We start from the raw sequence: 22,680 nt of genomic DNA, 5'->3' as shown, positions 1-22,680 counted from the left end.
TCCGGTGACAGAGACGGGTACGACCAGCGCGGGTCTGGTGCCGGCTGGCACGCTTCACGAGGAGCTGCTGTCCGGCACCGTCCGGCGAGCCGTGCTACCGGGCGGGCTGCGGGTGCTGACCGAGAAGGTGCCCGCGGTCCGGTCGGTCGCCATCGGGATCTGGGTCGGCGTGGGCTCCCGGGACGAGAATCCGTTGACTGCCGGTTGTTCCCACTACCTGGAGCACCTGCTGTTCAAGGGCACGCCGTCCCGGGACGCGCTGACAATCAGTTCCGCGATCGAGGCGGTCGGCGGCGAGCTGAACGCTTTCACGACCAAGGAGTACACGTGCTATTACGCACGGGTGCTCGACGGTGACCTCGCGGACGCGGTTGACGTGGTCTGCGACATGGTCTGCAACTCACTGATAACAGCTGACGACGTGGCCGCGGAGCGTGGTGTGATCCTCGAGGAGATCGCCATGCACGACGATGACCCGAGCGACGTCGTCCACGACGTCTTCACCGCGGCTGTGTTGGGTGACACCGATCTCGGGCGTCCGGTGCTGGGCACGATCGACTCCATCGAGGGCCTGGGCCGCGACACCATCGCCGACTACTACCGCTCCCGGTACACTCCGTCCGACACGGTGATCGCGATCGCCGGCAACATCGACCATGAGCGTACGCTCGCGCTGGTCGCGGCGGCCTTTGCCGACCACCTGGGTGGCCCAGACCTTCCCACCCCGGTGCGTGGGGGCTCCTATGCCTACCCCGATGCCCGCGGTGTCGTGGTCAGTCAGCGTCCTACCGAGCAGGCGCATGTCGTGCTCGGGACCGTGGGCATGTCCCGCCGGGACCCCCGCCGGTTCGCCATGGGGATCATGTCCTCGGCGCTCGGTGGGGGAATGAGCTCCCGGCTCTTCCAGGAGGTCCGCGAAAAGCGTGGCCTTGCCTACTCCGTCTACTCGTTTGCGTCCCACTTTGCCGACGCGGGGCTGTTCGGCGTCTATGCGGGATGCGCGCCACGGCGGGCGGACGAGGTTCTCGCGCTCTGCCGCGAGCAACTGGAGCTGATCGCGGCGTCGGGAATCACCGACGACGAACTTGCCCGGGCCAAGGGCCAGAGCCGAGGCTCGCTGGTGCTGGGCATGGAGGACGCCGGCTCGCGGATGAGCAGGATCGGCAAGAGCGAGCTCATGCACGGTGAGCTCCTCTCCGTGGACGAGGTGCTTGCCCGGGTGAACGCGGTGACCCGCGAAGACGTCCGGGGCGTCGCCGCCGACCTGCTTGCCCGGCCACTCGCTCTCGGCGTGATCGGCCCCTTTGGCGATCATGATTTTACATCCGTGATCGCACGGTGACCGCGGTATCCGCGGTCACCGGTAGCCCGGCGGCTGACCCGCTCCGGGTTGGTGTTCTTGGTGCCCGGGGCCGGATGGGCGCGACGGTTCGCGCCGCCGTGGAGGCCGCTGATGACCTCACGCTGGTGGCGGCGGTAGATCGTGGGGACGACTTCGCCAGCCTGCGCGATGCCGATGTCGTCGTCGATTTCACCCGGCCGGACACCGTCATGGCGAACCTGCGTTGGTGCATTGACGCGGGCCTGCATGTGGTTGTGGGCACATCGGGTTTTTCCAACGACCGGTTGGACACGGTGCGCGGCTGGCTCGTGGACAGGCCGGGTCTCGGTGTGTTGGTGGCTCCGAACTTCGGTGTCGGTGCTGTGCTGATGATGCATTTCGCGACCCAGGCGGCCAGGTTCTTCGAGTCAGTGGAGATCATCGAAATGCACCATCCCGGCAAGCTGGATGCCCCCAGCGGGACAGCCGTCCACACGGCGGAGCAGGTCGCGCGGGTGCGGGCGCGGGCCGGGGCCAGCCCGGCCCCCGACGCCACGGAGTCGGCACGTGACGGCGCCCGCGGCACCCGGGTCAGCGGGATTCCCGTGCACAGCGTTCGGCTTTCCGGTCTTGTCGCCCATCAGGAAGTGCTGCTCGGTGGTGTCGCGGAGACCTTGACCCTGCGTCATGACTCATTCGATCGGACCTCGTTCATGCCCGGTGTGCTGCTCGGCGTGCGCCGGACTCCGGGGCGTCCCGGCCTGACTGTGGGCTTGGCGGCCCTGCTCGAACTGTGAAGGCTCGGCTAACTGTCGGTGTTCTGCTCGTGGCGGTTGTCTTCTACCTTGGGCTGATCGGATGGCGAGGCGTTCAGTTGCTCACCCAGAGCGGCTGGACCGCCCGTGGGCTCGGCGTCGGCGTGTTGCTGCTGCCTGTCGTCGGGGTGGCCGTCGTTGTCCGGGAACTGCAGTTCGGGCGGGCGGCCGGGCGGTTGGGACGCCACCTGCTTGATAATCATCAGCCGGATGGCCCACCGGCACCGTTGCCGCGGCGTCCCTCTGGCCGGATCGACCGGACCGCGGCCGACGAGGTCTTCAACCGCCGCCGTGCCGATGTCGAGGCGCGGCCACGGGACTGGCAGGCCTGGTATCGACTCGCGGTCGCCTACGGCGATGCTGGCGACACCCGTCGGGGACGCCGTGCGATGCGCCACGCAATCGCGCTGGAACGCATCCAGTCCACTGTGTGATCTCGATACGTTTCGGGGATGAGCGCGGCCGTCGTCTACGGAATTGATCTTGGTGCCACCTACAGCTGCGTCGCCCGGATGAACGCCTCGGGCGATCCTGAGGTGATTGCGCTCTCCGGCGGTGTGACCGCGATGCCAAGCGTCGTGCTCTTCGTCGGACCGGACGACTACGTCACTGGTGAACCGGCCCGTCGCCTTGCCCGCGCCCGCGCCGATGACGTCTGTGCGTTGGTCAAAGGCCGAATGGGCGATCATGACTGGCGGTTTGTGACGTCCGGGCGGGCGTGGTCCGCGGCCGCGGTGAGCGGCCTTGTCCTGCGGGCGCTCGTCAGCGAGGCGGCTTTTGCCGGCGGAGAGTCGGTCCACGCCGCGGTCATCGCCGTGCCGGCGTACTTCGGTGACGAGGAACGCCGGGCCACCGTGCTCGCTGGGCAGTACGCGGGCCTGTCGGTCGTTGACGTCATCAACGAACCGATCGCGGCAGCGCTGGCCTACGGTTTCGCCCGTTTCGACGCGGCGGCGACCTTCGCCGGCACAACGGCGCAGGAGGAGGTCGCCCTCGTCTACGACCTCGGCGGCGCGACGTTCGACGCGACCGTCGTCGAGCTTGCCGACCGTCGGATCTCGGTGGTCGCCGTTGACGGCGACCAGCGGCTCGGCGGGTCCGAGTGGGACGAGCAGCTCGCCCGCTACCTGGCCAGACAGTTCCTTGACGCGCATCCGGACGCCACGGACCCGCTGGCCGACGCCGTGGCGGCCCAGGCGCTGCTGCTGGCCGCTGAACAGGCCAAACGCGACCTGACCGACCGGATGGAGACGACGGTCGGGGTCGAACACGACGGTCGTGTACTGAAGACGGTGGTGTCCCGGGATGATCTCGAACGGCTGACGGCCGGGCTGCTGGAGCGGACTATGATCATCACCCGCTCGGTGCTGACCGCGGCCAGGGCTCGCGGCGTCACCCGCCTCGACCGGGTGCTGCTGGCGGGGGGCTCCGCCTGGATGCCGGCGGTGGCCCGTAGGCTCAGGGCGGAGCTCGGCGTGCCGGTCGAGCTGGGTGACCCTGACCTCGCGGTGGCCAAGGGGGCGGCTCTCTATGGGGAGAAGAAGGCCATCGAGCGGCTGGTCCTCGCGGACCTGGTGTCGCGGGGGCAGCTCACCGACGGCGCGACATCGGACGCCGCCGCGCCCGCGGACCTGGCCGCCGCCTGCAGACGTCTCGCGGCGGCTTTCGGGCTCACCGCCGAACGGGTTCGCCGCACCGTCGAGGTCCAGGTGGTCAACGTCGTATCCCGCGGTTTCGGAGTGCTCGTGCTCGACCGTTTCGGTGAACGTTCAGCGGTGTTCCTCGTCCACCGCAATGACCGGCTTCCCGTGATGGTCCGGCGCGGTTTCGGTACTGTCCGCGACGATCAGGACGTTATCACTCTGCAGCTGGTGGAACAGCGCGGCGGTGCCGAGCCGGCCCGTGTCGAGGATATGAAGATTATCGCGCAGGCGGATATCACCGGGATTCCGCCGGGTTTCCCGGCCGGCACGCCCATCGAGATTATTTTCCGGATGGGCTTCGACGGTATCCTGGAGATGACCGCGTTGCACGAAGGCCTGGCCGACCGTCGCCTCACCGTGCGGGTGGAGACCAACGCGGCGCTGAGCCAGGCCGACGTCGCCCGGGAACGCGACGCGGTGGCCAGACTGCGCCGCCGGGAGAGCTGACCGGCCAGCGCGTGCGAGGCCCTGCCGTTGTCCGCGTGCCTATGGGCGGCCGGGGGTTGACGGGGGGCGGAAGACCCCCGACCGCCAGGGACGATCGACTGGGGGATGACCGTCCATCCTGGTCTACCACGGTCGGCCTGCCTCGTCGGCCGTTCGGTGCGTTGCTGTCACCGAGAGCACGGGTCGGTGCCGATGCTCCCTCTTCGGGCGGAAGGCGCCGGGTTACCGTAGGGGCATGCGCGTGCAGGTTATCGCCGAGACGCAGTTCACCCCACCGGCCGACGTCCACTGGACCACCGATACGGACGGTGGCCAGGCCCTGGCGGAGTTCGCCGGCCGAGCCTGCTACCAGAGCTGGTCGAAGCCGAATCCGGCCACCGCCACGAACGCCGGCTACCTGCGGCACATCCTCGATGTCGGGCATCTGTCCGTGCTGGAGCACGCCACGGTGACCATGTACGTCACCGGGGTTTCCCGCAGCCTCACCCACGAGCTGGTCCGGCACCGGCACTTCTCCTACAGCCAGCTGTCCCAGCGTTATGTTCCAGCGCGCGGTGCCGCGGTGGTCGAGCCCGGTGTCATCGCCGACGATCCTCGGTTGCACGAGCTGTTCACGGAGGCCACCGCCACCGCCTTGGACGCCTACGAAAGGCTCCTCAGCGGACTGGAGAAGCACTTCGCCGACGTGGCGGTACCGACATCCCGGCGCAAGCAGGCCAGACAGGCCGCTCGCAGCGTCCTGCCCAACGCCGCCGAGACCCGGATCGTGGTGACCGGGAACTACCGGGCGTGGCGGCATTTCATCGCCATGCGGGCGAGCGAGGCGGCCGACGTCGAAATCCGGGCGCTGGCCATTGCCGCGCTGCGTGAGCTTCAGCGGGTCGCCCCGAATGTTTTCGGTGACTTCCAGGTGACCAGCCTGGACGATGGAACGGAGATCGCCGTCAGCTCGCTCGCGGGGGAGGATGATGCATGACCATGCCCCTGGGGAGTGCCTGAACATCCTGGTGGTCAACGCGGGGTCGTCCAGCCTGAAACTCCGGCTGCTCGGGCCCGATGACAGCCTGCTGGCATCGGTTGATCTCGACGTGCGGGCGGGCTGGCCGGAGCCGGCCGGGGTCCGCGCCGCCATCGCTGGCCTGGCCCGTCTCGGCGCGTCCGGCCTACCCTGCGCGGTCGGGCACCGGATCGTGCACGGCGGCACGGCGTTCGTCGATCCGGTCGTCGTCACCGACCCGGTGGCGGAGGAGCTGCGCGCGCTGACCGTACTGGCACCACTGCACCAGCCGGCGGCTCTGGCCACGCTCGCCATGGTGCGATCGGCACTGCCGGACGTCGTTCAGGTCGCCTGCTTCGATACCGCGTTCCACGCTCGGATGCCGCCGGCCGCGGCTACCTACGCGGTGCCGGCGTACTGGCGCGAGCAGCTCGGTGTGCGTCGCTACGGTTTCCACGGCTTGTCCCACGCCTATGCGTCCCAGCGGGCCGCGCTGCTGACCCGGGGCAGCCGGGTGGTCACCTGTCACCTGGGATCGGGAGCGTCGCTGGCCGCGGTGTGCGATGGTGCCTGCGTCGACACGACCATGGGGTTTACCCCGCTGGACGGTCTGGTGATGTCCACTCGTTCCGGCGCCGTCGACCCGGGCCTGCTGCTGTGGTTGCAGACATCGGTCGGCATGCCCGTGGATGACCTGACCGACGCCCTGTTCCATCGGTCGGGTCTGTCCGCGCTTGCCGGCACCGGGGACATGCGTGCGGTCGTCGACCGCGCCGCTGTCGGTGACCCCGACGCCTCGCTGGCTCTCGCGGTCTACCTGCACCGCCTGCGCGCGCAGATCGCGGGGATGGCCGCGGCTCTCGGCGGGCTCGACACGCTGCTGTTCACCGGCGGGGTGGGGGAGCGTTCCGCGGTGGTGCGTGCCGGCGCAGTGGCGGGGCTCGGTTTTCTCGGCGTGGCTGTCGACCCCGAGCGCAACGCGGCCCACACCGGCGCTGGCCAGGACGGCACTGCCTGGGGCACCGACCGCGGCACCGAGACTGGTTCCGGCACGGCCGAGGCCGACATCACCGCTACGGGTTCGCGAGTCCGGACACTGGTCGTCGAGGCACGCGAGGACCTGGAGATCGCTCGCGGCGTCCGCGAGTGCCTCGCCATGCGTCGACGTTGACGAAACACAACGATGACCGGCACTTTCATGCCGGTCTGAGCGGTTCGGGTATTGTCACTCGCCGTGGCTACATCGCCGCCCGCCGGACCGGGTAACCCTGGCCAGGGCAATGTTGGGCGTTGGCGACAGTGGACCCGCCGTGACGGTCGTGAGACCGCGACTTTTATCGATCTTGCTGATATCGATGAGATCACCGCGACCCTGCTGGCCCCGCCCGTGGAGTACGCGGGTCTCCGGCGCCGGGTGGTGGATCAGTTCACCGTCCTGAGCGCGAACCGCTGTCTGCTGCAGCGGTCGGTCAACTGGGGTCCGCTGGACCCACTGCTGACCGCTGTCGCCGGTCCGCGCGGCTTGCTCACCCGTACCGGCGGCCGGTTACCTGACGAGGTCTCGCTGTTGCTGCCGATCTCGACGATGCCGAAACGGGCGCTGGTCGCGTTCAATCTGCTCGGGCCGGGCGGCTCGGACGCCCACCTGATGCCCTATCCGGCAAGTATAACGACTCAGGGTAATCTCATTTACCGGCTGGCCGAGCGTATTGGTCATCCGCCGTCGGAATCGTCGCGCTTCGTCATCGACGCGATCTCCCGGTTCCGGCCGGGCCGATTCAGCGGCAACCATCCAGGACTTGTGCCCAGACGCGGAGCGTCACTCGGCACGCGGGCGATATGCGAGTATCTCAACAAGGAGGCGGAGCTGGGCGTCTCGGAGGCGACGGTGCGGTCGTGGGCCGCCATCGTCGAGGCCGCCGAGGCCATCCTGCGCGAGGCGTTGGCTGAACCGCCCGATCTGCTGAGCAGCGCTGACAATCTGCTGCTGGCCGTGGGGGAGCTACGTCGCGATCTTCGTGTGCCCGGCGACATCGACGTGGCCGGCATCGAGGCGTACCTTCGCGATTTCGTCGCCTGGATCCACGTGTTGCGCGCCGTCGGCGCCGCGGCCGTCCCGGTGCTGTCGACGGTTGCCGAGTACGGCCGGCGCTGGGAGGCGCTCGCGGCGGTGACGCTTGATCCGTATCGGCCCGCTCTGATCAAGATGCAGGAGGAGCGGCGGACGCTCCTGGACCGGTGGAGCCCGTTGCGCGGTGGTGATCAATCGTTGTGGAACTGGCTTGTCAACCCGGTCGCATTGGTAGATCTTGATCCGGGCGGTCCGGGGAGTTACCACGTCAGCGTGGGGACCGATGACACGAGCATTGAGATCCGCCATCCGGCCGTGATTGACTTGTACAATAAGCCTGTCGAACGTATGTTCGTAGAAGACCTTCAACGAAACCGTGAGGTGTACGCGTACTACACCACTGACGCGCGCCGTCCGGCGCGCGCGAAGCTGCTTGTGGGGCTCAGCGTCTCGCGCGACGTCTCGAGGGTGAACCTGGCAATCCTGATTCTGATGATCCTTACGGTGGGGCTGTCCGTGCTGCCCTTCCGCCTGGATACCAATGCGGTCGCTGTAGTGGCTGTACCGTCGTCGTTTGCGGCCTCGCTGCTGCTGACCCGGGAGCGCAGCAGTCTGGCGGCGTGGGTGCTCGAGCCTTTCAAGCTCGCGCTGCTCGTCCTGTTGGTGGCCTTGGCGGTCACGGCTGGCGCGCGGGCCGCGTTTGGCTGGCACACCACCGCGTAGCGGCCGAGAGGGTAAACTGATCGTCGACACCAGGACGGGATGGTTGGCATGCCGAAGAACTACGGTCAGGGTGTGGGTGTTGACTCCTGGCGTGCTGGTGGTCTGCGCGGCCTTGTCCGGCTCGGCCGGATCGAGTTGTGGACCAGGCTGGATCGCAACATGCTGCGCCCGCCCGAGGGCCTGCCAGCGGCTGGCCCGTCATTATCGCGCCGCCATCATCGGGATGCCGACGACTTGGCGTAGTCCTATCGTCGAAGTTCCGCAGACGGACGTTGCCTGACAGGGCACTGAGAGCGTCCGGCAACAGGGGTGTGGATCAAGGAGTGGGGTTGGGGTGCGTGCATCGGAAGGCGGCGGAGGGAGTCACCGGAGGTGGTGGGTGGCGACCGACGAGCCGGGGGTGCCCGTGCGTCGCGCGGCGATGGATGGACAGCGATGCGGTGAGGCGCGTGCTCCAGCTCCGCAGCCCCGCGTCCCCTGTTGCCGGTCGCTCTACGGCGTGTTTCGGAAGCCGTCGTCCGGCCAGGGAGCCGCGTCCAGGTGGTTACTGGCAAGGCGGGCGGGCCGCACCGATACCGGATGCGTCGTACCGGTGCGGCCGAGAACGCGGCCAGGGGCCGCCTGGACGTAGCGAGCCGGACAGATGACTTTCGAAACACGCCCTAAGGTGACCGACATGTCAGTGTTGCCCCGAGCGCCCTTCGGCCGCATGATCACCGCAATGATTACTCCGTTCACCGCGGGTGGCAAACTTGATCTTGATGGTGCCGCCGTGCTTGCGAAACATCTGGTGGACGCCGGCAATGACGCTCTCGTCGTCAATGGCACCACCGGGGAAGCGCCTACCACATCTGACTGGGAAAAGAAAGAGTTGTTGCGGGCGGTGGTCGCGGCAGTCGGTGCCCGTGCCGCGGTAATCGCCGGGGTGGGCACCAATGACACCCGGCACACGGTGGAGCTGGCCAGCACGGCGGAGAAAGCCGGTGCGCACGGGCTGCTGGTGGTGAGCCCTTACTACAACAAGCCTCCGCAGAGCGGGCTGTATGCGCATTTCCGGGCTGTTGCGGACGTTACCGGGCTGCCTGTGATGATTTACGACATACCTGGCCGTACCGGTGTATCGGTGGCAACGGATACGCTGGTACGGCTCGCCGAGCATCCGCGGATCGTGGCGGTCAAGGACGCTAAGGACAATCTTGAGGCGTCATCGTGGGTCCTTGCCCGTACGGGTCTTGCGTACTACTCCGGGACGGAGATGCTCACCCTCCCGTTGTTGTCGGTGGGTGCCGTCGGGGTGGTGAGTGTCGTCGGGCATGTCGCCGCCAGCCGGATCCACGCGATGATCAACGCTTTCGACGCAGGTGACGCTGTCCGTGCTCGTTCTTTGCACATGGGTCTGCTTCCGGCGTACGAGGGCCTATTCAGGAACCAAGGTGTGATCATGACGAAGGCTGCTCTCAACATGGCTGGACTGCCCGCCGGAGGTGTCCGCCTGCCCCTGGTGGACGCGACCGACGACGAACGCGAGCGATTGCGCGTCGACCTCGCCGCGGCCGGGGTTGACCTCTACGTGGACGTGAACGCGACGGTGGGGTCCGCGTGAGCCATCCCCATCCCGGGTTGGGAACACCGCCGCCGCTGCCCGCTGACGGTCTGCGCATCGTCGCGCTGGGGGGGCTGGGCGAAATCGGCCGCAATATGACCGTGTTCGAGTTCGATGGCCGGCTGCTCGTCGTCGACTGTGGGGTCCTGTTCCCCGAGACGGACCAGCCTGGTGTGGATCTGATCCTGCCTGACTTCACCGCCATCCGGGACAGGCTCGACGCGATTGACGCGGTTGTCCTCACCCACGCCCATGAGGATCACATCGGTGCCGTGCCCTACCTGCTGCGCGAACGCGGCGACATTCCGCTGGTGGGTTCCCGGCTCACCCTTGCGCTGACCGCGGCCAAGCTCGCCGAGCACCGCATCAGCCCGACTATGATCGAGGTCCGGGAGGAGCAGGTCCGCGGCTTCGGTCCGTTCACCTGCGAGTTCTTCGCGGTCAACCACTCCATTCCGGACGCGTTGGCGGTCGCCATCCGCACGCCGGCCGGCCTGGTGCTGCACACCGGCGACTTCAAGATGGACCAGCTGCCCCTTGACGGCCGGCTGACCGATCTCGGTGGTTTCGCGCGGCTTGGCCGGGAAGGCGTTGACCTGCTCCTGTCCGACTCCACCAACGCCGAGGTGCCGGGCTTCGTGACCTCCGAGCGGGAGATTGCGCCGGTGCTCGACGGCGTGTTCCGGGATGCCAAGAAGCGGATCATCGTCGCCTGCTTTGCCAGCCACGTGCACCGTGTCCAGCAGGTTCTCGACGCGGCGGAGGCCCATGGCCGCTCGGTGTGCTTTGTCGGGCGGTCGATGGTTCGTAACATGGGGGTAGCTCGTGATCTCGGGCTGCTGCGGGTGCCGGCCGGTCTTGTGATCGATCTGCGGGACGTCGGTGCGTTGCCGGACCGCAACATCTGTCTGATCTCGACCGGGTCGCAGGGCGAGCCGTTGTCGGCTCTGTCCCGGATGGCCAACCGCGACCACGCCATCCAGATCCAGGCTGGCGACACAGTGGTGCTCGCGTCCAGCCTGATCCCCGGCAACGAGAACGCGGTCTACCGCGTGATCAATGGTTTGGCCCGCTGGGGTGCCAAGGTCGTCCACAAGGGGGTGGCGAAGGTGCACACCTCCGGCCACGCTCCCGCCGGTGAGCTGCTCTACGTCCTCAACGCGACCCGGCCGTCCAACATGATGCCGGTGCACGGCGAATGGCGGCATCTGCGGGCACACGGTGCGCTCGCGGAGGCCACCGGAGTACCCGCGGACAGGGTGGTGCTGGCTGATGACGGCATGGTTGTTGATCTTGTTGATGGGCAGGCGAACATCACCGGCGTGGTTCCGTGTGGCTATGTCTACGTTGACGGGCTCGCGGTTGGCGACGTTGGTGAGCCGAGCCTGAAAGACCGCCGCATCCTGGGCGAGGAGGGGTTTATTACGATCATGGTCGTGGTCGACGCGGCGTCCGGGAAGGTCGTGGGTGGCCCGGAGCTGTCGGCTCGGGGCTTTTCCGACACCCGTGAAGCCTTCGAGCAGGTTCGCGGGCTGGTCACAGACGCGTTGGCGGAGGCGATGCGGTCGGGAACGGTCGATGTCGGTGTGCTCCAACAACTGGTGCGCCGCACCGTCGGGCGCTGGGTCAGCGACACGTACCGACGTCGTCCAATGATCATTCCGGTTGTCGTCGAGGTCTGATCCGGCCGGGGGCGACGCGCCCGGAAGGTCGTGGTTGCCCGATGTCATGCCCGCGGACCGGTACCGTCGTCGCGTGGCCACGCGGGCAGGTGGCACGCGTGCGCGTGCCCAGAGCAGGACGGCGGTCCCCCGCGCCGCGCCCGCGCGGCGTCCGCCAGCGAAATCCCGGTCGAACGGGAAGCCGAATGGAAAGCCGAGCGGAAAAAAGAAAGCTCCCGCGAAGGCGCCGCCGCGCACGCCGGGGAGGCCCTTCACACTGCTGATCGCCCAAAAAGCGATCAGGTTGACGGCGCGTCTCTGGCTCGCCGCGGCCGCGCTCCTGGGCAGCCTGGTGCGCAGGAGCGGCCGTGGTGCCCGCGACCTGCGTATCGACGAAGCCCAGCAGCGGGATGGCGCGGCGCTTGCCACGCTTGGTGCCACTGTCCTCACGGCGGCGGCGGTCTGGTTTCACGCGGCCGGGCCGGTCGGCCGGGCCATCTCCGCGGTGCTGCACTTTCTGGTCGGTGTGGGCGCGGTGCCGCTGCCGTTGTTCGGCCTGGGCGCGACCTGGAGGCTTGTCCGCAGTCCCAGCGATCCGGACAGCCGAGGCCGAGTGCTGATCGGTTGGGCCGCGCTCGCACTGGGCGCGTTGGGGATCGTGCATCTGGCGCGCGGAGTTCCTGACTTCGCCGCCGCTGACAACGCCATGGGACGGGCGGGCGGGCTCGCGGGGTTCCTCGCCAGCTCTCCGCTGGCTGGTGCGGTGACCGCCTACCTGGCGGCTCCTCTGCTGCTTCTGCTCAGCCTGTTCGGCGTTCTTGTGATCACAAAGACGCCGATCCGGGCGGTCCCTGACCGGCTGCGGGAGCTGTGGGACACCCTCCTCATCGATGATGCGCCCGCGGATGCCGAACGCGATGACCGCTCGGGTGGGGGCCGGGCGGCGCCTGTCGCGGGACGCCAGCTTGTGGATGATCTGCTGGGGGTCGCCTCGGCCGAGGAAGCCCCGGTCGAGGCGGGACGCCGGACGAACCGCGGGCGCCGTGCCCGAGAAGCGCCCGACCCGGACGTCTTCGACATCGACGCGCCGACAGCCCATGCGGTGACAGCCCATGCGGTGACTGAGGATCCGGTGCCCGCGACGGGCGCCACACGCAGGGCACCGAAGGTGCGGGACAGCGGATCGGTGCCGGCTCCGCTGCCCGACCCGGCCGCGGTGAAGCACTTCGTGGCGCCTACGGCGGATGCCACTACAGATGGTAACTACACCCTGCCATCGCCGACCCTGCTGCAACAGGGCACACCGCCGAAGGTGCGATCGGCCGCGACGGACACCGTGATCGCGTCGCTGACGGATGTGTTTTCCCAGTTCCGGGTGGACGCCCGGGTGACGGGCTTCACCCGAGGGCCGACCGTGACCCGCTACGAGGTAGAGCTCGGCGCCGCGGTGAAGGTGGAGCGGATCATCCAGCTGACCAAGAACATCGCGTACGCCGTGAAGAGCCCGGATGTCCGGATCATCAGCCCGATCCCGGGCAAGAGCGCGGTCGGCATCGAGATTCCCAACACGGACAGGGAACTGGTCTCGCTCGGTGACGTCCTGCGCAGCGACGAGGCGACCGGCAACCCGCATCCGCTGTTGGTGGGCCTCGGCAAGGACATCGAGGGCGGGTATGTCGTCGCGAACCTGGCAAAGATGCCCCACATCCTCATCGCGGGCGCGACCGGTGCCGGCAAGTCGACCTGTATCAACACGTTGATCACAAGTGTGCTGGCGCGGGCCACTCCCGATCAGGTGCGGCTGGTGCTGGTCGACCCGAAACGGGTCGAACTGACCAACTACCAGGGGATCCCGCATCTGATTACGCCGATCATCACGAGCCCGAAGAAGGCTGCGGACGCGCTCGCCTGGGTTGTCAAGGAGATGGAGAACCGATACGAGGATCTCGCGTCCTGCGGGGTTCGACACGTCGACGACTTCAACCGCAAGGTCAGGTCTGGCGAGATCGTGGCGCCGCCAGGCTCGGAGCGAGTGTACGTCCCGTATCCGTATATCCTGACGATCGTCGATGAGCTCGCCGACCTCATGATGGTGGCCCCACGGGATGTGGAGGACGCGATCTGCCGGATCACGGCGATGGCGCGGGCGGTCGGAATCCACTTGGTGCTGGCGACGCAGCGCCCGTCGGTGGACGTGGTGACCGGGCTGATCAAGGCGAACGTGCCGTCGCGGTTGGCGTTCGCAACCTCGTCGCTGGCGGACAGCCGGGTCATCCTCGATCAGGCCGGTGCCGAGAAGCTTGTTGGACTTGGTGACGCGCTGTTCCTGCCGATGGGTGCTGGCAAACCGGCTCGCATCCAGGGCGCGTTTGTTTCCGAGGAGGAGATAGCGGCAATCGTCGCTCATACCAGGGAACAGGCGGCCCCGGCGTTTCGCGCGGACGTGTTTGCCGGCGGCGCTGAGTCCAAGAAGGAGGTCGACGAGGACATCGGCGACGACCTTCAGCTGTTCCTGCAGGCTGTCGAGCTGGTGGTGTCCACCCAGTTCGGGTCGACGTCGATGCTCCAGCGCAAGCTGCGGGTGGGCTTCGCCAAGGCGGGCCGGTTGATGGACCTCATGGAAAGCCGCGGAATCGTCGGGCCCAGCGAGGGCTCGAAGGCTCGGGATGTGTTGGTTGTGCCCGACGAACTCGAGGGTTTGCTGACAACCCTGCGTAATGGATAGTACGAGCGCCCGGTAACGGGAGGTATGGATCAAGGAGTGGGGCTGGGCTGCGTGCCCCAGCCCCGCGACGCCGCGTCCCCTGCTGCCGGTCGCGCTGAGCGTTCTGGATCGGCTGTCGGCTGTCGGCTGTCGACCGTAGACTCGGCTCTACTGCCGATCTGACCGGTGCGGAGGTTGGCCATGCGGTCCGCTGCTGGCGTGGGCGCGGCGCTTGCCGCGGCGCGTGGCGAACGGGGCATGTCCGTTGCCGAGGTCAGCGCCGGGACCCGTATCCGCGTGACGCTGATCCAGCAAATGGAGAACGAGGACTTCACCGGATGCGGTGGTCCGGTGTATGCGCGCGGTCATATTCGAAGCATTGCCCGCATACTGATGCTTGATCCGGAACCATTGATCGCCGAATATGATCAGACCCACGGCCGGCCGCCCGAGGGGCCGGTGCTTCCGCCTCGGGGGTTCGATCCGCTGACCACCAAGGGCGGGCCTGGCCGCCAGGGCTTCCGCCGGGGGCCGGCGACGGTTATCTCGCTGCTCTCGGTCTGTCTGCTGGTCGGTTTGGCCATTCTGCTGGCTCCGAGCGGGTCCGGACGTTCCACCGATGTCGTTCCGGGCGCGGCAACCACCACTGTCACACCATCGTTGCAGGTCGGGACCATGCCGGCCCAACCGGCCGCTTCCACCCGGCCGCCGACGGCTCCCGCGGCCGGGGTGAGCGTTCTCGTGGCGGTGCGCGGTGATCCGAGCTGGCTGGAGGTGCGAGACGAGAGCGCGCGGGTGCTGCTGCAACAGATCCTGCAACCCGGTGACAGCCGGACGGTCACGGCAGCCCGTTCCATGGAGATCAAAATGGGCAACGCGGGAGCGGTCGACGTGTCCTGCAACGGCCGGAATCTGGGGCCCAGCGGGAGCCCCGGCCAGGTTGTCACCGTCCGTCTTGGCATCGGCGCTTCGGGAGACTGCACTGTTGGTAATCCGATGTCCCGGTAGCCTGACATCGTGCCCGATCGCCCCGCCCGTCGCGTCGCTCTGATCACTTTGGGATGTTCCCGTAACGATGTGGACTCCGAGGAACTTGCGGCGCGGCTCGGCGCCGACGGCTGGAGCGTCGTCGACGATCCAGCCGTAGCCGATGCGGTGGTTGTCAACACCTGCGGTTTTGTCGAGGTTGCCAAAAAGGACTCGATCGACACCGTGCTCGCCGCCGCCGACCTGCGTGATGCTGCCGGCGGCCCGCGTGCGGTGGTCGCCGTGGGCTGCCTGGCCGAGCGCTACGGCCGGGAGCTGGCCAAGAGCCTTCCAGAGGCGGACGCGGTCCTGGGATTCGATGCCTATCCGGCGCTGGGCGCGCACCTGGACGCGGTGCTGCTTGGTGAGACGCCGAGCGCACACATCCCGCGGGACCGGCGGACCCTGCTCCCGATCACCCCGGTGGACCGGCGGCAGGCCGATCGTCGATCGCCGGCGCCGGGATCGGCCTCAGCGGTTCCGCGGCACCGGCTGGCCGACGGCCCGGTCGCCCCGTTGAAGATCTCCAGCGGATGTGATCGGCGCTGTGCGTTCTGCGCGATCCCGGCGTTTCGTGGCTCGCATGTCTCCCGCCTCCCGCAGGAGGTGCTGGCCGAGGCCGAGTGGCTGGCCGGTCAGGGCGTGCGGGAACTCGTCCTGGTCAGTGAGAACTCGACGTCCTACGGGAAGGATCTGGGCGATCTGCGGGCGTTGGAGAAGCTGCTTCCCCAACTGGCCGCGATCGACGGCGTCGTGCGAGTCCGCGCTGTCTATCTTCAGCCGGCGGAGATACGTCCGTCGCTGCTGGAGACGATGCTGACGACACCGGGGGTCGCTCCCTATCTCGATCTGTCGTTTCAGCACGCGAGCCCCTCGGTGCTGCGGCGGATGCGCCGCTTCGGCGGTGCGGACGCCTTCAGCGACCTGTTGGCGCGGGCCCGCGCATTCGCCCCGGAACTCGGGGCGCGTTCGAACGTGATCCTCGGTTTCCCGGGCGAGACCCGGGCGGACGTGACGATCCTCGAGCGTTTCCTTGCCGACGCGGACCTCGACGCGGTCGGGGTCTTCGGCTATTCCGACGAGGACGGGACCGAGGCGGCCAACCTGCCTGACAAGGTTGCCCCGGCTACCGTGCGCCGACGTCAGCAACGCGTCACCGACCTGGTGGAGCAGCTGACCGCCGACCGGGCCGAGCGGCGGATCTCATCGGTCGTCGACATCCTGGTAGAAGAGGTCGCCGATGGAGTGGCCCATGGGCGGGCCGCTCACCAGCAGCCCGAGGTTGACGGAGCATGCACTGTCGCGCTGCCGGCCGGGCAGCTCCGGGACCTTCGAGTGGGGGATCTGGTGAGTGCCAAGGTGGTGGCGACTGAGGGCGTTGATCTGATCGCTGATTTCGTCGACGTCGTTGATGCCGTGTCAGGGTGAGCGCACCCGAGCCGGGTGCCGCTGTCAGCCGGATGAACCTGGCCAACGCGTTGACCGTCGTGCGGCTTGCGCTCGTTCCGGTATTCGTGCTGTTGATGTTCGCCGCTGGTGGCCACGTCGCCGGCTGGCGGGTGGCCGCCTTTGCCGCGTACGCGATCGCGGCGGTCACAGACCAGGTCGACGGGTACGTCGCCCGCAGCCGGAGCATTGTCACCGATTTCGGGATCATCCTTGACCCGATTGCGGACAAGGCGCTCACCGGTGCCGCGCTGGTGTCCCTCTCGCTGCTGGGCGAGCTGCCGTGGCTGGTGACTGCCGTGGTCGCGGTCCGGGAGATCGGCGTGACGCTGCTGCGGCTGTGGGTGATCCGGCGTGGTGTGATGGCGGCCAGTCGCGGTGGCAAACTGAAGACCCTGTTGCTTAACTGCGCGATCGGTCTTTATGTGCTGCCGCTGGCAGGCGCGGGTGCTTCGGTCCGGGCGGTCATGCTGGCTCTCGGCGTGCTTGTCGCGGTCGTCACGGGTCTGGACTATGTGGGCCGGGCACTGGCCCTGCGGCGGCAGCCGGCGCGGCTCACCGAAGAGGTACTGGAGGACAGCGATGCGGGTTGAACTGCTGGCCGTGGGAGACGAACTGCTCTTTGGGGACATTGTCAACGGCAACGCGGCCTGGCTGGGGCGGCAGCTTGCCGATGTAGGCGCGCGGCTGAGGATGTCCACCGTGGTGGGTGACGATGTCGAGATGATCGCGACCAGGATCACCGAGGGTCTTGGCCGTGCGGACGCCGTCATTCTGACCGGTGGGCTGGGGCCGACGCAGGACGATCTGACCCGTGAGGGAATCGCCCGGGCGGCCGGGGTGGGCCTGCGTCGGGACGCCTTCCTGGAGGCGATGCTGCGTCGGCGTTTCCGGGCGCTTGCCCGGGAGGGCCCCGCCGCCGGCAGCCAGGCGCCGGAGATGAACTACCGGCAGGCGGACGTGCCCGAGGGCGCGGAGCCGTTACCCAACGAGGTGGGCACGGCGCCCGGTATCCGTATGAAGATCATGGACGGCGTGGTCTATGCGATGCCCGGCGTTCCGCACGAGATGTACCCGATGTTCACCGAGTCGGTCCTGCCGGACCTGCTTCGCCGGGCCGGGGAACCCGCGGTTGTGGTACATCGGGTGTTGCGGACAGCCGGCGTCTGGGAGTCGGTCGTCGCCCAGGCCCTCGCCGGGGAGATCGACCGGCTCGCCCCGATCGGCAACCCCACGATCGCTTTTCTCGCCAGCAACGGCCAGACCCGAATCCGGATCAGTGCCCGTGCCAGTGACAGGGCCGCAGCCTACAAGATTATTGAACCCGTCGAGGAGGCGGCGCGGATCGCGCTGGGCATCGGGCTCTACGGCGTCGACGACGACTCGTTGGAGGGGACGGTCCTGCGGCTGCTCGCGGACCGGGGGGAGACGCTCGCGGTTGCCGAATCGTTGACGGGCGGTCTGCTCGCGGGGCGGCTCACGGACGTCCCGGGCGCGAGCGCGGTGTTCCGGGGCGGTGTGGTCACCTACGCAACCGATGCCAAGGCGTCGCTGCTCGGCGTCGACGCCGAGCTCCTGGCCACCAGCGGCGCGGTGTCGACGCAGGCGGCCGAGGCGATGGCCGCGGGCGTCCGGGACCTCCTCGGGACAACCCACGGGCTCGCCGTGACCGGCGTGGCCGGCCCCACCGAGCTGGAGGGCAAACCGGTCGGGACCCTGCACATCGGTATGGTGGGGCCGTTCGGCGCGCTGACCAGGTCCGTTCAGCTGCCCGGGGACCGTCCACGGAACCGTGCTTACGCGGTCGTCCAGGCATTGGACGCTCTTCGGCGTACCCTGGCAGTTCACCCATGCCAGCCGGGATGAATCGTGGACGCGGATTGCTTACATAGTTACATTCGTATCAACGGCCGGCCATCCCGGTGGACGACGGGTATACGGTAAGGCCCAGCCTGAGGACGAAGGAGGAGGCACGATGGTCCTGCTCCGACGCATGCTCGGCGAGGCATTGCGCCGCCGCCGTCAAGATCAACATCGGACCCTCCGCGAGGTGTCCTCTGCCGCGAGAGTCTCGCTCGGATACCTGTCCGAGATCGAGCGCGGGCAGAAGGAGGCGAGTTCGGAACTGCTCGCCGCGATCTGTGCCGCGCTCGGTGTCCGTCTCGCCGACCTGCTCCGTGAGGTGAGCGACGACCTGGAGCTCGCCGAGTTCGCCGTTGGCGGGCCGGCGCGGGTTGGTGTCCCGATGACGGGTATGCCGCCGATGGCGGGCATGCCCGCACGCGGCGGTACATCCACCGCAGTGGTGGAGCGCGCCGCCTAGGGCCTGTCTGATGGATCTTGTTCGAGGTGAGCATCCATCCGCGTGGTCGAAGATCGATCAGGCGCGCCCTGGCTTCGCTGCGCAGCGTCGGCGTGGGACGATTGGTGCATGGCGAACGTCGTCCGCAAGTTCTACCGCTACCTGTCGGCTTCGGCGAACCGGAAGCTGGACGAAAAGGCCGATCCGCGGGTACAGATCGATCAGGCGATCACCGAGGCCCAGCGGCAGCACCAGGCGCTGGTAGGCCAGGCCGCCGCTGTGGTGGGCAACCAGCGGCAGCTGGAGATGCGGATGGCACGTCAGATCGATGAGGTGGAGAACCTGGCCGACTCCGCGCGTCAGGCCGTCATGCTCGCGGACAAGGCCAACGCGAGTGGTGACGCGGTCGCCGCTGATCGTCACGAGCAGACAGCTCAGGCCTTCGCCAGCCAGCTGGTGGCCGCGGAAGGTTCCCTGGCGGAGCTCAAAGGCCTCCACCAGCAGGCTTCCTATTCGGCCGAGCAGGCCCGCCGCGCCGTTGAGGACAACACCATGCGGTTGCAGGGACAGCTTGCCGAGCGCGCGCGCCTGCTGACCCAGATCGAGCATGCCGCCATGCAGGAGCAGCTGAGCAAGGCCCTCGACGGAATGTCCCAGCTGACTCCGCCAGGTGACACCCCGACGTTGGCGCAGGTCCGCGACAAGGTCGAGCAGCGCTACGCGGTATCGCTGGGACGTCACGAGCTTGCCTCCCAGGGCGTGGAGGCCCAGATGCTGGAGATCCGCAGGGCGGCGCTGGATGCGAAGGCGGCCAAGCGCCTGACGGAGATCCGCACGGCACTGTCCGCCGACAGGGGCTCGCCGGACCGGCCTTCGCCGGACCAACTGGAGCCCTGACGCGATGCTCGTGAGCTATCTGCCGGACCGGCTCCGCGCCGACATCGAACGCCAGCGCCTGATACGCGGTGAGCAACGGCTCGTTCGCGCTTATGACCGACGTCGGCGGCGGGCAACGCGGTCCACCCGGCTGTGGGCCGGGGTGGCCATCGCCGCGCCGACGATGGCGGTGCTGGAGGACAGCTGGGGGTGGCTGGTGGTGGGAGCCGGCGCGTTGGCCCGCGCTGGCCTTGCCTGGCGACAGGCCCAGCTCGCCGTATCGTCGTCACCGTCGGCGCTGCCGCTGCTGTCACGGGCACGACTGTCCGGATCGGCCGCGGCGGAGCCGATGCAACGTGGTGAGGCCGCCATGGCCGCTCTTACAGCGATCATGCAGGCGTCGCCGCCGGGACCCGCGGCCGAGGCGGTCCGCACGGCGATGGCATCAGCCGCGGAGGTGGTGGACACCCTCCGGAATCGGGCACAGCGTGTTCTTGCGTGCGAATCGGCGGCCCGGGTGGTCACGGACGTCGATCGTCGGACCGAGATCATATCGACGGTCTCGGAGCTGGTGAGCTCGATGAACACCGGGGTGCGGGCGTTGGACAACATGTTGGCCGCCGCCAGCGACCTGCTCGCCTCGACGGTGTCGACACAGCTGACGCCGGGGCAGCTCGACAGTCTTGACCGCCAGACCGCCACGCTGCGCGCCTTCGCTGAGGGTATGCGCGATCTCAAGCGCTGACTCAAATGCGGCGGGAAGCGGCTCCGGGTGGGTCCTGAGGACGACGTGAGCCGGGATCGGGCGGCCGTGTTCCGAGTCTGCCTCGCCGGTCCGACACACTGAGAGGCGTGCGACTGACCGAGTTCTGGGCGCGGATGAACAAACAGTTCGGTACCGGGTATGCCGAGTCGGTTGCCCGCGACCATGTGGTCGCCAGGCTCGGTGGGGTGACGGTGCACGATGCCCTCGCCCGTGGTGACGATGTCAAGGATGTCTGGCGGGCTGTGTGCGACGAGTTCGAGTTACCCGCGCACGACCGTTGACCGGATGTGCGGCGTGTTGACCATGGCATCGAACGAGTGTTCGGCTATCCTGGATGGCAGGCGTCCAGGTCCGCCAGGGCCGCTGACGGCGGGAGAAGGCCATGATCGCGTCATCCGCGGCCGTTCGGTTGTCCACAGATCTGGCCCGGCGCTCGAAACTGTCGGACCTGCCCCCTACCGTCACCAACGTGGCCAAGACTCGACGACCTCAGCCTGGAGTGACTCCCATGGCAGGACTCGACCGTGAGAAGGCGTTGGAGAACGCTCTCGCACAGATCGACAAGCAGTTCGGCAAGGGCTCGGTTATGCGGCTCGGTGACGAAACCCGTCCACCGATCCAGGTCATCCCGACCGGTTCCATCGCGCTGGATGTGGCGCTCGGCATCGGCGGGCTGCCACGAGGACGCATAGTGGAGATCTACGGTCCGGAATCGTCCGGCAAGACGACCGTCGCTCTGCACGCGGTCGCGAACGCCCAGGCCGCCGGCGGGATCGCAGCCTTCATCGACGCCGAGCACGCACTCGACCCCGACTACGCGACCAAGCTCGGGGTCAACACCGACGCGCTGCTGGTCTCCCAGCCCGATACCGGTGAGCAGGCACTGGAGATCGCGGACATGCTCATCCGGTCCGGCGCGATCGATATCATCGTCATCGACTCGGTGGCCGCTCTCGTGCCCAGGGCCGAGATCGAAGGTGAGATGGGCGACAGTCATGTCGGCCTTCAGGCCAGGCTGATGTCTCAGGCGCTGCGCAAGCTCACCGGTGCTCTTTCGCATTCGGGCACCACCGCTGTTTTCATCAACCAGCTCCGCGAGAAGGTTGGTGTCATGTTTGGTTCGCCCGAGACGACTACGGGTGGGAAGGCGCTGAAATTCTATGCGTCCGTGCGGCTGGATGTCCGTCGCATCGAGACCCTGAAGGACGGTACGGATGCTGTAGGTAACCGAACCCGCGTAAAAGTTGTGAAGAACAAGATGGCGCCGCCGTTTCGGACGGCTGAGTTCGACATTGTCTATGGCGGTGGTATAAGCCGTGAGGGCTCCCTCATTGACATGGGGGTTGAACACGGCATCATCCGCAAGTCGGGGGCCTGGTACACCTACGATGGTGATCAGCTGGGGCAGGGCAAGGAAAACGCTCGTTCCTTCATGCGTGATAATCCCGACATCGCGAATGAGGTCGAGAAGCGAATCAAGGAAACGCTCGGTCTGGTGCCGTCGATCGACGCGGATCAGCCGCCAGCCGATCTCTGAGCTGATCTTTTTGTCGATCTTCGGGCGATGGTGGATCATAGCCGGTGGTGACGGCTGTGGATCGTGATCGAGGAGAAGGGGCGGACTCGATGGGCAGGGCGCGGGAGATATGCCTGCGCCAGCTTGAAACCCGTCCGCGAAGCCGCGCGGAACTGGCCGCTGTACTTGATCGTCATAGGATTGATCAAGAAGTGGCCGAGGTTGTGCTGAACCGCCTGGCCGAGGTGGGTCTGGTGGACGACAGGGCGTTCGCTGCCATGCTGGTTTCCGCTGCCCAGGTGAACCGTGGCCTCGGTCGGCGTGCTCTTGCTCACGAGCTGCGGCGCCGAGGAGTGGATCCGGAGATCTCGTCGGTGGCTCTGCAGGCCGTGGACGGCGACGACGAGGAGGCCACCGCGCGGAGCCTGGTACGACGCCGGCTGGCAGCGATGGACGACCTGCCCACACCGGTGCGGGCCCGGCGTCTGGCCGCGTTACTCGATCGTCGTGGCTATCCCTCGGACCTGGTGCTGCGGGTGGTCATGGAGGAACTGGAGGGGAGCGTGGAGGACTAGCATTTCTTGACCGTTCGAGAGCCGCAGACCTACTCTCACCGAAGGTGAGAGGGCTCCCGCGGTGACGCGGTTCCGATAGCGTGAAACAACTTCACACGAGGGTGGTTGGCCCGGATCGCGATGTCTGT

Annotated in this window: 21 protein-coding genes; all 21 read left to right on the top strand. The window is 67.7% G+C overall.

Annotated elements, in window-relative coordinates:
- Positions 1-4: 4 nt before the first annotated feature.
- A complete protein-coding gene (locus tag MJ797_RS09290; protein ID WP_239333713.1) occupies positions 5-1,342 on the top strand; it encodes a pitrilysin family protein in 1,338 nt (445 codons plus the stop codon).
- Positions 1,339-2,118, top strand: a complete 780-nt coding sequence (gene dapB, locus MJ797_RS09285) for a 4-hydroxy-tetrahydrodipicolinate reductase (protein ID WP_255738642.1) — start codon at positions 1,339-1,341, stop codon at positions 2,116-2,118. The genes MJ797_RS09290 and dapB overlap by 4 nt, the downstream gene beginning before the upstream one ends.
- Complete coding sequence (locus MJ797_RS09280) at positions 2,115-2,570, top strand: hypothetical protein (protein WP_239333711.1); 456 nt, start codon at positions 2,115-2,117, stop codon at positions 2,568-2,570. Before dapB ends, MJ797_RS09280 begins: the two co-directional genes overlap by 4 nt.
- Positions 2,571-2,588: 18 nt before the next feature.
- The gene (locus tag MJ797_RS09275) at positions 2,589-4,286 is read left to right on the top strand and encodes an Hsp70 family protein (protein WP_239333709.1); all 1,698 of its coding nucleotides are present in this window, start codon (positions 2,589-2,591) and stop codon (positions 4,284-4,286) included.
- Positions 4,287-4,521: 235 nt separating this feature from the next.
- Positions 4,522-5,262, top strand: coding sequence for an FAD-dependent thymidylate synthase (gene thyX / locus MJ797_RS09270; protein ID WP_239309937.1), 741 nt, complete (start codon positions 4,522-4,524; stop codon positions 5,260-5,262).
- On the top strand, positions 5,255-6,454 hold the full coding sequence (locus MJ797_RS09265) for an acetate/propionate family kinase (protein WP_239333707.1): 1,200 nt from the start codon (positions 5,255-5,257) through the stop codon (positions 6,452-6,454). The genes thyX and MJ797_RS09265 overlap by 8 nt, the downstream gene beginning before the upstream one ends.
- A 63-nt stretch (positions 6,455-6,517) precedes the next feature.
- Positions 6,518-8,077: a hypothetical protein gene (locus tag MJ797_RS09260; protein ID WP_239333705.1), complete on the top strand. Its 1,560-nt coding sequence runs from the start codon at positions 6,518-6,520 to the stop codon at positions 8,075-8,077.
- Between the two features lie 48 nt (positions 8,078-8,125).
- Positions 8,126-8,320: a hypothetical protein gene (locus MJ797_RS09255; RefSeq protein ID WP_239333703.1), complete on the top strand. Its 195-nt coding sequence runs from the start codon at positions 8,126-8,128 to the stop codon at positions 8,318-8,320.
- Positions 8,321-8,753: 433 nt separating this feature from the next.
- Entirely contained in the window at positions 8,754-9,680 is a 927-nt protein-coding gene (gene dapA / locus MJ797_RS09250) for a 4-hydroxy-tetrahydrodipicolinate synthase (protein WP_239333702.1), read from the top strand.
- Complete coding sequence (locus MJ797_RS09245; RefSeq protein WP_239309932.1) at positions 9,677-11,362, top strand: ribonuclease J; 1,686 nt, start codon at positions 9,677-9,679, stop codon at positions 11,360-11,362. Before dapA ends, MJ797_RS09245 begins: the two co-directional genes overlap by 4 nt.
- Positions 11,363-11,408: 46 nt before the next feature.
- A complete protein-coding gene (locus MJ797_RS09240; protein WP_239333700.1) occupies positions 11,409-14,066 on the top strand; it encodes a DNA translocase FtsK in 2,658 nt (885 codons plus the stop codon).
- A 180-nt stretch (positions 14,067-14,246) separates the two neighbouring features.
- Positions 14,247-15,053 (top strand): helix-turn-helix domain-containing protein, encoded by an 807-nt coding sequence (locus tag MJ797_RS09235; protein ID WP_239333698.1) that lies wholly within the window; start codon positions 14,247-14,249, stop codon positions 15,051-15,053.
- Positions 15,054-15,062: 9 nt separating this feature from the next.
- Entirely contained in the window at positions 15,063-16,499 is a 1,437-nt protein-coding gene (locus MJ797_RS09230; RefSeq protein ID WP_239333696.1) for a MiaB/RimO family radical SAM methylthiotransferase, read from the top strand.
- Positions 16,496-17,110: a CDP-alcohol phosphatidyltransferase family protein gene (locus MJ797_RS09225; protein ID WP_308128302.1), complete on the top strand. Its 615-nt coding sequence runs from the start codon at positions 16,496-16,498 to the stop codon at positions 17,108-17,110. Before MJ797_RS09230 ends, MJ797_RS09225 begins: the two co-directional genes overlap by 4 nt.
- Positions 17,100-18,383 (top strand): competence/damage-inducible protein A, encoded by a 1,284-nt coding sequence (locus tag MJ797_RS09220; RefSeq protein ID WP_239333694.1) that lies wholly within the window; start codon positions 17,100-17,102, stop codon positions 18,381-18,383. Before MJ797_RS09225 ends, MJ797_RS09220 begins: the two co-directional genes overlap by 11 nt.
- Before the next feature lie 109 nt (positions 18,384-18,492).
- Positions 18,493-18,840 carry a helix-turn-helix domain-containing protein gene (locus MJ797_RS09215; protein ID WP_239333692.1) on the top strand — a complete coding sequence of 116 codons (348 nt, stop codon included), beginning with the start codon at positions 18,493-18,495 and terminating at the stop codon, positions 18,838-18,840.
- Positions 18,841-18,948: 108 nt separating this feature from the next.
- On the top strand, positions 18,949-19,716 hold the full coding sequence (locus MJ797_RS09210; RefSeq protein WP_308128301.1) for a PspA/IM30 family protein: 768 nt from the start codon (positions 18,949-18,951) through the stop codon (positions 19,714-19,716).
- A 4-nt stretch (positions 19,717-19,720) separates the two neighbouring features.
- A complete protein-coding gene (locus MJ797_RS09205) occupies positions 19,721-20,440 on the top strand; it encodes a hypothetical protein (RefSeq protein WP_239333690.1) in 720 nt (239 codons plus the stop codon).
- 107 nt (positions 20,441-20,547) lie between these two features.
- The gene (locus tag MJ797_RS09200) at positions 20,548-20,742 is read left to right on the top strand and encodes a DUF3046 domain-containing protein (RefSeq protein ID WP_239309924.1); all 195 of its coding nucleotides are present in this window, start codon (positions 20,548-20,550) and stop codon (positions 20,740-20,742) included.
- Between the two features lie 227 nt (positions 20,743-20,969).
- Entirely contained in the window at positions 20,970-21,998 is a 1,029-nt protein-coding gene (gene recA / locus MJ797_RS09195) for a recombinase RecA (RefSeq protein WP_239333688.1), read from the top strand.
- Positions 21,999-22,054: 56 nt separating this feature from the next.
- A complete protein-coding gene (locus tag MJ797_RS09190; RefSeq protein WP_308128300.1) occupies positions 22,055-22,552 on the top strand; it encodes a regulatory protein RecX in 498 nt (165 codons plus the stop codon).
- Positions 22,553-22,680: the final 128 nt, after the last annotated feature.

Origin of the sequence: Protofrankia sp. CiP3, from assembly GCF_917627345.1 — a bacterium.
Lineage (GTDB): Bacteria > Actinomycetota > Actinomycetes > Frankiales > Frankiaceae > Protofrankia.
The sequence above is the reverse complement of the archived record's forward strand: the minus strand, read 5'-3'. Positions and strand labels throughout refer to the sequence as shown.